This is a genomic window from Caballeronia sp. LZ019 (assembly GCF_031450825.1).
Taxonomy (GTDB): Bacteria; Pseudomonadota; Gammaproteobacteria; order Burkholderiales; family Burkholderiaceae; genus Caballeronia.
Map to the genome: position 1 here is coordinate 970260 of NZ_JARTVZ010000005.1, position 13489 is coordinate 983748.

Annotated in this window: 8 protein-coding genes, 6 tRNA genes and 2 rRNA genes; all 16 read right to left on the reverse strand. The window is 58.0% G+C overall.

Going from position 1 to position 13489, the window contains the following annotated elements; genetic code table 11:
• Positions 1 to 4107, reverse strand: a complete 4107-nt coding sequence (gene rpoB, locus P9255_RS17955) for a DNA-directed RNA polymerase subunit beta (RefSeq protein ID WP_309763883.1) — start codon at positions 4105 to 4107, stop codon at positions 1 to 3.
• Positions 4108 to 4474: 367 nt separating this feature from the next.
• The gene (gene rplL, locus P9255_RS17960; RefSeq protein WP_035970538.1) at positions 4475 to 4849 is read right to left on the reverse strand and encodes a 50S ribosomal protein L7/L12; all 375 of its coding nucleotides are present in this window, start codon (positions 4847 to 4849) and stop codon (positions 4475 to 4477) included.
• Between the two features lie 83 nt (positions 4850 to 4932).
• Positions 4933 to 5427 carry a 50S ribosomal protein L10 gene (gene rplJ, locus P9255_RS17965; protein WP_040050478.1) on the reverse strand — a complete coding sequence of 165 codons (495 nt, stop codon included), beginning with the start codon at positions 5425 to 5427 and terminating at the stop codon, positions 4933 to 4935.
• A gap of 303 nt (positions 5428 to 5730) precedes the next feature.
• Positions 5731 to 6426, reverse strand: a complete 696-nt coding sequence (gene rplA / locus P9255_RS17970) for a 50S ribosomal protein L1 (protein ID WP_309763882.1) — start codon at positions 6424 to 6426, stop codon at positions 5731 to 5733.
• Positions 6427 to 6858: a 50S ribosomal protein L11 gene (gene rplK, locus P9255_RS17975; protein WP_061163555.1), complete on the reverse strand. Its 432-nt coding sequence runs from the start codon at positions 6856 to 6858 to the stop codon at positions 6427 to 6429.
• A gap of 148 nt (positions 6859 to 7006) precedes the next feature.
• Positions 7007 to 7564 (reverse strand): transcription termination/antitermination protein NusG, encoded by a 558-nt coding sequence (nusG, locus tag P9255_RS17980; protein WP_035970531.1) that lies wholly within the window; start codon positions 7562 to 7564, stop codon positions 7007 to 7009.
• 1 nt (position 7565) lies between these two features.
• A complete protein-coding gene (secE, locus tag P9255_RS17985; protein ID WP_309790191.1) occupies positions 7566 to 7946 on the reverse strand; it encodes a preprotein translocase subunit SecE in 381 nt (126 codons plus the stop codon).
• Positions 7947 to 7980: 34 nt separating this feature from the next.
• Positions 7981 to 8056, reverse strand: a tRNA-Trp gene (locus P9255_RS17990).
• Between the two features lie 67 nt (positions 8057 to 8123).
• Positions 8124 to 9314 carry an elongation factor Tu gene (gene tuf, locus P9255_RS17995; RefSeq protein ID WP_309763880.1) on the reverse strand — a complete coding sequence of 397 codons (1191 nt, stop codon included), beginning with the start codon at positions 9312 to 9314 and terminating at the stop codon, positions 8124 to 8126.
• Between the two features lie 69 nt (positions 9315 to 9383).
• Positions 9384 to 9458, reverse strand: a tRNA-Thr gene (locus P9255_RS18000).
• Between the two features lie 16 nt (positions 9459 to 9474).
• Positions 9475 to 9548, reverse strand: a tRNA-Gly gene (locus P9255_RS18005).
• 30 nt (positions 9549 to 9578) lie between these two features.
• A tRNA-Tyr gene (locus tag P9255_RS18010) sits at positions 9579 to 9664 on the reverse strand.
• Positions 9665 to 9807: 143 nt separating this feature from the next.
• Positions 9808 to 9920, reverse strand: a 5S ribosomal RNA gene (gene rrf / locus P9255_RS18015).
• Between the two features lie 166 nt (positions 9921 to 10086).
• Positions 10087 to 12969, reverse strand: a 23S ribosomal RNA gene (locus P9255_RS18020).
• Between the two features lie 285 nt (positions 12970 to 13254).
• Positions 13255 to 13330: transfer RNA gene (locus tag P9255_RS18025), tRNA-Ala, on the reverse strand.
• A 44-nt stretch (positions 13331 to 13374) separates the two neighbouring features.
• Positions 13375 to 13451, reverse strand: a tRNA-Ile gene (locus tag P9255_RS18030).
• Between the last annotated feature and the right edge of the window lie 38 nt (positions 13452 to 13489).

The window sequence follows — 13489 nt, forward strand, 5'->3', positions numbered from 1 at the left end:
TTAGTTGCGGTCGAGATCGATATCGATACCGAGCGAGCGGATTTCCTTCACCAACACGTTGAAGGATTCCGGCATGCCCGCGTCGATCACGTGATCGCCCTTGACCAGGTTCTCATAAACCTTCGTCCGGCCTGTCACGTCGTCCGACTTGACCGTCAGCATTTCCTGCAGCACATACGACGCGCCGTACGCCTCGAGCGCCCACACTTCCATCTCACCGAAGCGCTGACCACCGAACTGCGCCTTACCACCCAGCGGCTGCTGCGTGACGAGCGAGTACGGGCCGGTCGAACGCGCGTGCATCTTGTCGTCGACCAGGTGGTGCAGCTTCAGGTAGTGCATGTAGCCGACCGTGACCTTGCGCTCGAACGGCTCGCCCGTGCGGCCGTCGTGCAACTGGACCTGGTTCTTCGACGCATTCATGCCCAGGTTCTGAGCGATGTCGTCGGGGAACGCCAGATCCAGCGCGCGCTCCATTTCGCCTTCCGTGGCGCCGTCGAACACCGGCGTTGCGAACGGCACGCCTTCGCGCAGGTTCTTCGCGAGTTCGAGGATCTCGTCGTCGGAGAAGCTTTCCAGCTCTTCCTTGCGACCCGACTCGTTGTAGATCTGCGTGAGGAACACGCGCAGTTCTTCGATCTTCGCCTGACGCTGCATCATCTCGCCGATGCGCCAGCCGAGACCCTTCGCGGCCCAGCCCAGATGCACTTCGAGAATCTGACCCACGTTCATCCGCGACGGAACGCCGAGCGGATTCAGCACGACGTCGGCCGGACGGCCATCGGCCATGTACGGCATGTCTTCGATCGGAACGATCTTCGACACGACACCCTTGTTACCGTGGCGGCCCGCCATCTTGTCGCCAGGCTGCAGGCGACGCTTCACGGCGAGATACACCTTGACCATCTTCAGCACGCCCGGCGGCAGTTCGTCGCCTTGCGTGAGCTTCTTGCGCTTCTCTTCGAACGCGAGGTCGAACTGGTGACGCTTCTGCTCGATCGAGTCCTTGATCGCCTCCAGCTGCGCCGCTGCTTCTTCGTCCGCGAGGCGGATGTCGAACCAGTGGTAGTGGTCGAGATCTTCGAGGTACGCGAGGTCGATCTTGGTACCCTTCGCGAGCTTCTTCGGACCGCCGTTCGCGACCTTGCCGTTCAGCATGCGTGCGAGACGCTGGAACGCGTCGCCTTCCACGATACGCAGCTGATCGTTCAAGTCGAGGCGATAGCGCTTCAGTTCGTCGTCGATGATCTGTTGCGCACGCTTGTCACGCGTGATGCCTTCGCGCGTGAACACCTGGACGTCGATGACCGTGCCGCTCATGCCCGACGGCACGCGCAGCGACGTGTCCTTCACGTCGGATGCCTTCTCGCCGAAGATCGCGCGCAGCAGCTTTTCTTCCGGCGTCAGCTGCGTCTCGCCCTTCGGCGTGACCTTGCCGACCAGCACGTCGCCCGCTTCCACTTCCGCGCCGATGTACACGATGCCCGACTCGTCGAGACGGCCAAGCTGCACTTCTGCGAGGTTCGAGATGTCGCGCGTGATTTCTTCCGGTCCGAGCTTCGTGTCGCGAGCAACCACATTCAGTTCTTCGATGTGGATCGACGTGTAACGGTCGTCGGCCACGACTTTTTCCGAGATCAGGATCGAGTCTTCGAAGTTGTAGCCGTTCCACGGCATGAACGCGACCAGCATGTTCTGGCCGAGCGCGAGCTCGCCCAGGTCCGTCGAGGCGCCATCGGCCAGCACGTCGCCGCGCGCAACCTTGTCGCCCATCTTCACGATCGGACGCTGGTTGATGTTCGTGTTCTGGTTCGAACGCGTGTACTTGATCAGGTTGTAGATGTCCACGCCGACATCGCCGGCCACGGCTTCGTCGTCGTTCACCCGAATGACGATACGGCCCGCGTCGACATAATCGACGACGCCGCCGCGCATTGCCTGAACCGTCGTACCCGAGTCGACCGCCACCGTACGCTCGATGCCCGTACCGACGACCGGCTTCTCCGGACGCAGACACGGCACCGCCTGACGCTGCATGTTCGAGCCCATCAACGCGCGGTTCGCGTCGTCGTGCTCGAGGAACGGAATCAGCGATGCTGCCACCGACACGATCTGCGACGGCGCCACGTCCATGTACTGGATGCGATCCGGCGTGACCATCAGCGTTTCGCCCGCTTCACGCGACGACACGAGTTCGTCGGTCAACGTGCCGTCTTCGGCCACCGCCGCGTTCGCCTGAGCGATCACGTAACGGCCTTCTTCGATTGCCGACAGATAGTCGATCTGGTCCGTGACCTTGCTGTCCACTACCTTGCGATACGGCGTTTCGAGGAAGCCGTATTCGTTCAGGTGCGCGTACAGCGCCAGGGAATTGATCAGACCGATGTTCGGACCTTCCGGCGTTTCGATCGGGCACACGCGGCCATAATGCGTCGGATGCACGTCGCGGACTTCGAAGCCCGCGCGCTCGCGCGTCAGACCGCCCGGGCCCAGTGCGGAGACACGGCGCTTGTGCGTGATTTCCGACAGCGGGTTGGTCTGGTCCATGAACTGCGAGAGCTGCGACGAACCGAAGAACTCGCGAATTGCCGACGAAATGGGCTTCGAGTTGATCAGATCGTGAGGCATCAGGTTTTCGCTTTCGGCCTGGCCCAAGCGTTCCTTGACTGCACGCTCCACACGCACGAGACCTGCGCGGAACTGGTTTTCGGCCAGTTCGCCGACGCAACGCACGCGGCGATTGCCCAAGTGGTCGATGTCGTCCACTTCGCCCTTGCCGTTGCGCAGCTCGACCAGGATCTTGATCGTCGCGAGGATGTCGTCGTCCTGCAGCGTCATCGGTCCGATGATTTCATCGCGGCCCACGCGGCGATTGAACTTCATGCGGCCGACCTTCGACAGGTCGTACGCGTCTTCGCTGTAGAACAGACGGTTGAACAGCGCCTCGACTGCTTCTTCGGTCGGCGGTTCGCCCGGACGCATCATGCGATAGATCGCGATGCGCGCGGCCATCTTGTCGGCGGTCTCGTCGATGCGCAGTGTCGACGAGATGTACGGGCCTTGATCCAGATCGTTCGTGTAGAGCGTCTGGATGTCCTTGACCTTGGCTTCGCGGAGCTTTTCGAGGACGGATTCCGTGATTTCCTCGTTCGCGTTCGCGATGACTTCGCCGGTCTCGGGGTCGATCACGTTCTTCGCCAGCACGCGGCCGAGCAAATACTCCTCGGGCACCGAGATGAACTTCGTCTTGGCGTTCTCGAGGTCGCGAATGTGCTTCGCGTTGATCCGCTTGTCCTTCGTGACAATGACGTTGCCTTCGCGGTCCTGAATGTCGAAGCGGGCGACTTCGCCGCGCAGACGCTCAGGCACGAATTCCATCTGCGCGCCTTCGTTCATCAGCGCGAAGTTGTCGAACACGAAGAAGTTCGCGAGGATCTGTTCCGGCGAAAGCCCGATGGCCTTCAGCAGGATCGTGACCGGCATCTTGCGGCGACGATCGACGCGGAAATACAGCACGTCCTTCGGGTCGAATTCGAAGTCGAGCCACGAACCACGGTAAGGGATGATGCGCGCCGAAAACAGCAGCTTGCCCGAGCTGTGGGTCTTGCCCTTGTCATGCTCGAAGAACACGCCAGGCGAACGGTGGAGCTGCGACACGATCACGCGCTCGGTACCGTTGATGACGAACGAGCCGGTCGGCGTCATGAGCGGAATTTCGCCCATGTACACTTCCTGCTCTTTCACTTCCTTGACGACGGGCTTGCTCGGCGACTCTTTGTCGAGCAGAACGAGGCGGACCTTCGCGCGCAGGGCGGAGCAGTACGTCAGGCCGCGCTGCTGGCATTCCTTGATGTTGAATGCGGGCGGCGACAGCATGTAGCTGACGAACTCGAGACGCGCGAAGCCATTGTGCGAAACGATCGGGAAAACAGACGTAAATGCGGCCTGCAAGCCTTCCGCTTTGCGCTGCGAGGAAGACGTATCTGCTTGCAGAAACGTCTGGAATGATTCAAGCTGGGTCGCCAGCAAAAAGGGAACTTGGTGAACGATGGGGCGCTTCGCGAAACTCTTGCGAATACGCTTCTTCTCGGTGAAGGAATATTGCATACGATCTCCGAATCACGGCGGGCGTTACCGAGGCGGGATACCTCGACGACACGGCCCGGTGTTCACCGACTGAGACCCGCGCACGTGTCCGGGGAGGACGCGCGAGTCTAGAAGCTTGGTGGTTGGCCGCTACCAACCGCTGGCTGACGGCAGCGGATGCCTGTGTTTCCCGCTACCCGACCAAACTTGCCTTCTGCAGTCGCTTCAGAAGACAAAGAGAAATGCCGGAATATCCTGCCGATCCGACCGTTATCTTTGGCTTCTGCAGGGACGTTTTGCTTGCTCGCAAGCATAAAAACTGAGTCCCCACAAAGCACAAAAAGGCCGGCGGTGAAAAACCGCCAGCCTTCGCACAGCGCAATGAAACTTACTTGATTTCAGCCTTCGCGCCTGCGTCTTCCAGCTTCTTCTTCGCTTCTTCAGCAGCAGCCTTCGGCACCGCTTCCTTGATGGGCTTCGGTGCGCCGTCGACCAGGTCCTTCGCTTCCTTCAGGCCGAGACCCGTCAGTTCGCGAACAGCCTTAATCACGGAAACCTTGTTCGCGCCTGCTTCGAGCAGGTTCACGGTGAACTCGGTTTGCTCTTCGGCAGCAGCAGCAGCGCCGCCACCAGCCGGGCCAGCGACAGCAACAGCAGCTGCCGACACGCCAAACTTCTCTTCGAACGCCTTGACCAGCTCGTTCAGTTCCAGAACCGACATCGCGCCAACGGCTTCCAGGATGTCTTCTTTTGCGATTGCCATTTGAAATACTCCTAAATTGAATTCGGATCGAGCTAGCGATCTAGCTAATACCTAACTGAGCGACGGGCGCCCAAGCGGCTCCGTTATGCGGCTTCGCCTTGCTTCTCCGCCAGCGCGGCCAGAGCGCGCGCAAAGCCGGAAACAGGCGCTTGCATAACGAACAACAGCTTGGAGAGCAGCTCTTCGCGGCTCGGGATGCTGGCCAGCGCTTGCACGCCTGCCTTGTCCATCACCTTGCCTTCGTAGGAACCAGCCTTGATGATCAACTTGTCATTGCTCTTGCCGAAGTCATTGACGACCTTGGCAGCGGCAATGGCATCTTCCGAGATGCCGTAGATCAGAGGACCGGTCATCTGCTCAGCCAGCGGAGCGAACGGGGTACCTTCGACAGCGCGACGCGCCAGCGTGTTCTTCAACACGCGCAGATACACCTGTTGCTCACGCGCTTTCGCGCGCAGCTTGGTCAGATCGCCAACCGTGATCCCACGATACTCAGCGAGCACCATCGTCTGAGCCTTCGCGACTTGCGCGGCGACTTCAGCGACGACTGCCTGCTTATCTTCTTTGTTCAGTGGCACGGTTAAACCTCCAGATTCGATGCACTTGGGCGTCCAACCCTCATGCACCACGTTCGACAACGGCGTCCGACTGTTAGGAGTATTTCGATCGATTGGTGTCCGTCTAGCGACGCACGACAAACGACTTCAACCACTGCAAAACTGTTTCGGGTTCGCCATCTGCGTTGGCTTGAATTAAGGCGCTGCCTGACTTCTGCACCGCCACCAACGGTCTTTGACAACCGGCTGCGAAGCGATGACGCCGCTGCACAACCGCCCAAAGCCCTGTTTGACGCGGTCTCGCGACCGCGCCGGAATTCCTTACTATTGCGCCAGCGAGGACTGATCCACGCGAACGCCGACACCCATCGTGCTCGACAGTGCCACCTTACGCAGGTACACGCCCTTGCTCGTCGCCGGCTTGGCCTTTTGCAGCGCGTCGATCAGCGCAGCCAGGTTCTGACGCAACGAAGCAGGTTCGAACGATGCGCGACCAATCGTGCCGTGGATGATACCGGCCTTGTCGACGCGGAACTGCACCTGACCAGCCTTCGCGTTGCGGACTGCTTGCGCGACGTCCGGCGTAACGGTGCCGACCTTGGGGTTCGGCATCAGGCCACGCGGACCGAGGATCTGGCCCAACGTACCGACAACACGCATCGTGTCCGGCGAAGCGATCACGACGTCGAAGTCCAGGTTACCGGCCTTCACTTGCTCAGCCAGGTCTTCCATACCGACGACTTCCGCGCCAGCGGCACGCGCTTGCTCCGCCTTCTCGCCCTGCGCGAACACTGCGACGCGAACCGACTTACCGGTGCCGGCCGGCAGAACGACGGAGCCGCGAACCACTTGGTCCGACTTCTTCGCATCGATGCCGAGTTGCACTGCTACGTCGATCGACTCGTCGAACTTTGCGCTTGCGCATTCCTTGACGAGAGCCAGTGCATCGTCGATCGCGTACAGCTTCTGGCGATCAACCTTGTTTGCGAATGCCTGAAGGCGCTTAGAAAGCTTAGCCATTTACACGCCCTCCACAGTGATACCCATCGAACGCGCGCTGCCAGCGATGGTGCGCACGGCGGCGTCCAGATCAGCTGCCGTAAGGTCCGGCATCTTGGTCTTCGCGATTTCTTCCGCTTGAGCGCGGGTGATGTTGCCGACCTTGTCGGTGTGCGGCTTGGCCGAACCCTTCTGCACAGCGGCTGCCTTCTTGATCAAAACGGTAGCCGGCGGCGTCTTCATGATGAAGGTGAAGCTCTTGTCCGCGAATGCCGTAATGACGACCGGCACCGGCAGACCCGGCTCCATGCCTTGAGTCTGCGCGTTGAACGCCTTGCAGAACTCCATGATGTTCAGGCCGCGCTGGCCCAGTGCCGGACCGACCGGCGGCGACGGGTTGGCTTTACCTGCAGGAATCTGCAGCTTGATAAAGCCGATGATTTTCTTTGCCATGTTGAAAACCTCTGCTGAACGCGAAAGCGTTCGGTGAGTGATAGCGCGCGTTCGACCATGACGGCTACTGACGCTCCTCAACGGCCATTACGCGGACCGTAAGCGCGAATCGCGCGATAGCCACGAGGCTACGCGCGATGTGTTCGGATTAAGTCTTTTCGACCTGACCGAATTCCAGTTCGACCGGAGTCGATCGTCCGAAGATCGTGACGGAAACACGAACTTTGGACTTCTCGTAGTTCACTTCCTCGACGTTGCCGTTGAAGTCGGTGAAAGGACCTTCCTTCACCCGAACCATCTCGCCCACCTCGAAAAGAGTCTTCGGCCGTGGCTTCTCGACACCTTCCTGCATCTGCGACATGATCTTTTCGACTTCACGCGGGGAAATCGGGCTTGGCCGATTGCGTGTGCCGCCGATGAAACCAGTGACCTTGGCCGTGTTCTTGACCAAGTGCCACGTTTCGTCCGTCATTTCCATTTCGACCAGGACGTATCCCGGGAAGAAACGACGCTCAGTGACCGACTTGTGGCCACCCTTTACTTCGACTACTTCTTCGGTCGGGACGAGAATCTGACCGAACTGGTCTTGCATCCCGGCGCGCTCGATGCGCTCCTGAAGCGCACGTTGCACGCTCTTCTCCATGCCGGAGTAGGCGTGCACCACATACCAACGCTTTCCACTCGGGGATGTCGGAGTATCGCTCATATCATTTCCAACCCAGAATCGCCGAGAAAATCACCCATTCGATCGACTTATCGCTAAGCCAAAGCAGAATGGCCATGACGAGGACAAATGCAAACACCACGAGAGTGGTCTGCGTCGCCTCTCTCCGAGTCGGCCAGACGACCTTGCGAACTTCCTTGTAAGAGTCCTTCGCGAACGCGATGAAGCCCTTACCAGGCGCAGAGACCAGACCGACGGCCACGCCAGCGATGAGGCCGACGGCAAGCGCCGCACCGCGAACATACCACTCTTGGCGGTCGAGCAGAAAGAAACCCACGAACCCGGCCAAGACCAACAATACACCAGCCGCCAACATCAGCTTGTCGCTGGAAGTATTAACAGTTTCGACGGAAGGATTCGCCATAACACCTTAAACAGCGCCACGTGGCGCGAGAATTTGGCAGGGGCAGAGGGAATCGAACCCCCAACCTTCGGTTTTGGAGACCGACGCTCTGCCAGTTGAGCTATACCCCTAAACCATTTGGGGCCGACGGTTTCGCCGACCCCGAAAACTACAGACTACCGAAAAGATCTCTGGCTCTTACTCGATAATCTTCGCAACGACACCTGCGCCGACGGTACGGCCGCCTTCACGGATAGCGAAGCGCAGACCTTCTTCCATGGCGATCGGGGCGATCAGCTTGACCGTGATCGACACGTTGTCGCCCGGCATCACCATTTCCTTGTCCTTCGGCAGCTCGATCGAGCCCGTCACGTCCGTCGTACGGAAGTAGAACTGCGGACGGTAGTTGTTGAAGAACGGCGTGTGACGGCCGCCTTCGTCCTTGCTCAGCACGTAAACTTCAGCGGTGAAGTGCGTGTGCGGGGTGATCGAACCCGGCTTGGCCAGCACCTGGCCACGCTCGACGTCTTCACGCTTCGTGCCGCGCAGCAGAATACCGACGTTGTCGCCTGCCTGACCCTGGTCGAGCAGCTTGCGGAACATTTCCACGCCCGTGCAGGTGGTCTTCACCGTCGGCTTGATACCGACGATTTCGATTTCCTCGCCGACCTTCACCACGCCGCGCTCGACGCGACCCGTCACCACCGTGCCGCGACCCGAGATCGAGAACACGTCTTCCACCGGCATCAGGAACGAGCCGTCAACTGCGCGCTCCGGCGTCGGGATGTAGGTGTCCAGCGCGTCGGCCAGGCTCATGATCGCCACTTCGCCCAGCTCGCCCGTGTCGCCTTCCAGCGCCAGCTTCGCCGAACCCTTGACGATCGGGGTGTCGTCGCCCGGGAAGTCGTACTTCGACAGCAGCTCGCGCACTTCCATTTCGACCAGCTCGAGCAGCTCGGCGTCGTCGACCATGTCGCACTTGTTCAGGAACACGATGATGTACGGCACGCCGACCTGACGCGCCAGCAGGATGTGCTCACGCGTTTGCGGCATCGGGCCGTCAGCGGCCGAGCACACCAGGATCGCGCCGTCCATCTGCGCTGCGCCCGTGATCATGTTCTTCACGTAGTCGGCGTGGCCCGGGCAATCGACGTGTGCGTAGTGGCGGTTAGCCGTTTCGTACTCGACGTGCGCGGTGTTAATCGTGATACCACGCGCCTTTTCTTCCGGCGCTGCATCGATCTGGTCGTATGCCTTCGCTTCGCCGCCGAACTTCTTGGTCAGCACCGTCGTGATCGCTGCCGTCAGCGTGGTCTTGCCGTGGTCAACGTGACCGATCGTGCCCACGTTCACGTGCGGCTTGGTCCGCTCGAATTTACCTTTGGCCATTTTCGACTCCTAACAGGATTTTCGCACCTTGCGCCGCGCGCAACTTACTACTTACTAGACTGATACGACTGGTGCCCATGGGCAGGATCGAACTGCCGACCTCTCCCTTACCAAGGGAGTGCTCTACCACTGAGCCACATGGGCACTAACTAACCGACACTGGAGCGGGTGAAGGGAATCGAACCCTCGTCGTAAGCTTGGAAGGCTTCTGCTCTACCATTGAGCTACACCCGCGAGGGTTGGATTTCCTTACCGCTTGAATTCTGGTGGAGGAGGTTGGATTCGAACCAACGTAGGCGTAAGCCAACAGATTTACAGTCTGCCCCCTTTAGCCACTCGGGCACCCCTCCGCAGAGAACTATCGATTATGGGGTAGCAACACGCTCTTGTCAAGCAATATTTGCGACCCTGAACACGAGGCTCTCACTTATAGTAAGACGAAACGCAAAAACCCCACCTTTAAGGGGTGGGGTTTTTGTTTAAGGCATGAGGAGCCTGACGATTACCTACTTTCACACGGGGATCCGCACTATCATCGGCGTGGAGTCGTTTCACGGTCCTGTTCGGGATGGGAAGGGGTGGGACCGACTCGCTATGGTCATCAGGCATGACTTGTTGTTGTGCGCGTTGGGGACGGCACAACCAATCTGGGAAGAAGTAGATTCGGTAGTGACTGTTGGGCACAGTCGCGTCACTCAACCGGCGTGCCCCCTTCGGGGGTTGCATTGAGTAAGCGCTAAAGCGCTAACTCACTGCGAAACACACTGGTTATAGGATCAAGCCTTACGGGCAATTAGTATCAGTTAGCTCAATGCATTACTGCACTTACACACCTGACCTATCAACGTCCTGGTCTGGAACGACCCTTCAAGGGGCTCGAAGCCCCGGGGATATCTCATCTTAAGGCGAGTTTCCCGCTTAGATGCTTTCAGCGGTTATCTCTTCCGAACATAGCTACCCGGCGATGCCACTGGCGTGACAACCGGTACACCAGAGGTTCGTCCACTCCGGTCCTCTCGTACTAGGAGCAGCCCCCTTCAAATATCCAACGCCCACGGCAGATAGGGACCAAACTGTCTCACGACGTTTTAAACCCAGCTCACGTACCTCTTTAAATGGCGAACAGCCATACCCTTGGGACCGGCTACAGCCCCAGGATGAGATGAGCCGACATCGAGGTGCCAAACACCGCCGTCGATATGAACTCTTGGGCGGTATCAGCCTGTTATCCCCAGAGTACCTTTTATCCGTTGAGCGATGGCCCTTCCATACAGAACCACCGGATCACTATGACCTGCTTTCGCACCTGCTCGACTTGTCGGTCTCGCAGTTAAGCACGCTTATGCCATTGCACTATCAGCACGATTTCCGACCGTACCTAGCGTACCTTCGTACTCCTCCGTTACGCTTTGGGAGGAGACCGCCCCAGTCAAACTGCCTACCATGCACTGTCCCCGATCCGGATCACGGACCAAGGTTAGAACCTCAAACAAACCAGGGTGGTATTTCAAGGACGGCTCCACCGAAACTGGCGTTCCGGTTTCATAGCCTCCCACCTATCCTACACAGATCGGTTCAAAGTCCAATGCAAAGCTACAGTAAAGGTTCATGGGGTCTTTCCGTCTAGCCGCGGGGAGATTGCATCATCACAAACACTTCAACTTCGCTGAGTCTCGGGAGGAGACAGTGTGGCCATCGTTACGCCATTCGTGCAGGTCGGAACTTACCCGACAAGGAATTTCGCTACCTTAGGACCGTTATAGTTACGGCCGCCGTTTACCGGGACTTCAATCAAGAGCTTGCACCCCATCATTTAATCTTCCGGCACCGGGCAGGCGTCACACCCTATACGTCCACTTTCGTGTTTGCAGAGTGCTGTGTTTTTATTAAACAGTCGCAGCCACCAGTTTATTGCAACCTCTTCACCCTTCTGGCGCAGGCCAGTCAAGCTACAGAGGCGTACCTTATCCCGAAGTTACGGTACCAATTTGCCGAGTTCCTTCTCCCGAGTTCTCTCAAGCGCCTTAGAATACTCATCTCGCCCACCTGTGTCGGTTTGCGGTACGGTCATCGTTAGACTGAAGCTTAGAGGCTTTTCTTGGAACCACTTCCAATTGCTTCGCTTCCGAAGAAGCTCGCGCCACACCCTTGAATCCTGTGCCCGGATTTGCCTGAGCACCTTCTCCAATGCAGCGACCGGGACGTCCAACACCCGGACAACCTTCCGCGATCCGTCCCCCCATCGCATCTAACAATGGTGCAGGAATATTGACCTGCTTCCCATCAGCTACGCATTTCTGCCTCGCCTTAGGGGCCGACTCACCCTACGCCGATGAACGTTGCGTAGGAAACCTTGGGCTTACGGCGAGGGGGCTTTTCACCCCCTTTATCGCTACTCATGTCAGCATTCGCACTTCCGATACCTCCAGCATGCCTTTCGACACACCTTCGCAGGCTTACGGAACGCTCTCCTACCACACGTACTTGCGTACGCATCCGCAGCTTCGGTGACTGGCTTGAGCCCCGTTACATCTTCCGCGCAGGACGACTCGATCAGTGAGCTATTACGCTTTCTTTAAAGGGTGGCTGCTTCTAAGCCAACCTCCTGACTGTTTTAGCCTTCCCACTTCGTTTCCCACTTAGCCAATCTTGGGGACCTTAGCTGGCGGTCTGGGTTGTTTCCCTCTTGACACCGGACGTTAGCACCCGATGTCTGTCTCCCGTGATTGCACTCTTCGGTATTCGGAGTTTGCTATGGCGTAGTAATCCGCAATGGACCCCACAACCATGACAGTGCTCTACCCCCGAAGGTGATACACGAGGCACTACCTAAATAGTTTTCGGAGAGAACCAGCTATTTCCAAGTTTGTTTAGCCTTTCACCCCTATCCACAGCTCATCCCCTAACTTTTCAACGTTAGTGGGTTCGGTCCTCCAGTACGTGTTACCGCACCTTCAACCTGGCCATGGATAGATCACTTGGTTTCGGGTCTACGCCCAGCAACTGATCGCCCTATTCGGACTCGCTTTCGCTACGCCTGCCTTAATCAGTTAAGCTCGCTACTGAACGTAAGTCGCTGACCCATTATACAAAAGGTACGCCGTCACCCCTTGCGAGGCTCCGACTGTTTGTATGCATGCGGTTTCAGGATCTATTTCACTCCCCTCCCGGGGTTCTTTTCGCCTTTCCCTCACGGTACTGGTTCACTATCGGTCGATCACGAGTATTTAGCCTTGGAGGATGGTCCCCCCATCTTCAGACAGGATTTCACGTGTCCCGCCCTACTTGTCGTACCCCTAGTTCTTCCACGCTGCTTTCGCTTACAGGGCTATCACCTGCTATGGCCGCACTTTCCAGAGCGTTCAGCTAACAATGCAGATAAAGAGTACAGGCTCTTCCCATTTCGCTCGCCACTACTTTGGGAATCTCGGTTGATTTCTTTTCCTGCGGTTACTTAGATGTTTCAGTTCACCGCGTTCGCTCCACATGACCTATGTATTCAGTCATGGGTGACCCATACGGGCCGGGTTTCCCCATTCGGACATCTTCGGATCAATGCTCGTTTGCCAGCTCCCCGAAGCTTTTCGCAGGCTACCGCGTCCTTCATCGCCTGTGATCGCCAAGGCATCCACCACATGCACTTGTTCGCTTGACCCTATAACGAGTGCGTCTCTCATCGAGCCACATCCGCCATAGGCTGAGTTTTCGCGTTGTGCCGTATTCCAAGTCATCATTAAGATCACTTTTCATACTCGATACAATCACTACCCTGAACCTGCTACTCGCGCCCATCTCTAAGCGCTTTCCCAGATTCTCTTTACTACTTCTTCCAGATTGTTAAAGAACGTTTAGCCGACAAGCGTGTTTCAATACTTGCGACATCAACTGGCTAGCAATCGCCAATGCTTAACGCTTACCCGAAGCGCTAGGCATTGAGGATTGGTGGAGGATGACGGGATCGAACCGACGACCCCCTGCTTGCAAAGCAGGTGCTCTCCCAGCTGAGCTAATCCCCCGATGAGGCCTGACTAAGGTGTTGCCCAGCCACGCCTGATTCGGATGGTGGGTCTGGTTGGATTCGAACCAACGACCCCCGCCTTATCAAGACGGTGCTCTAACCGACTGAGCTACAGACCCTTAGCCTGTCTTTCTGACAGCCGATAAGCGTGAGCGCT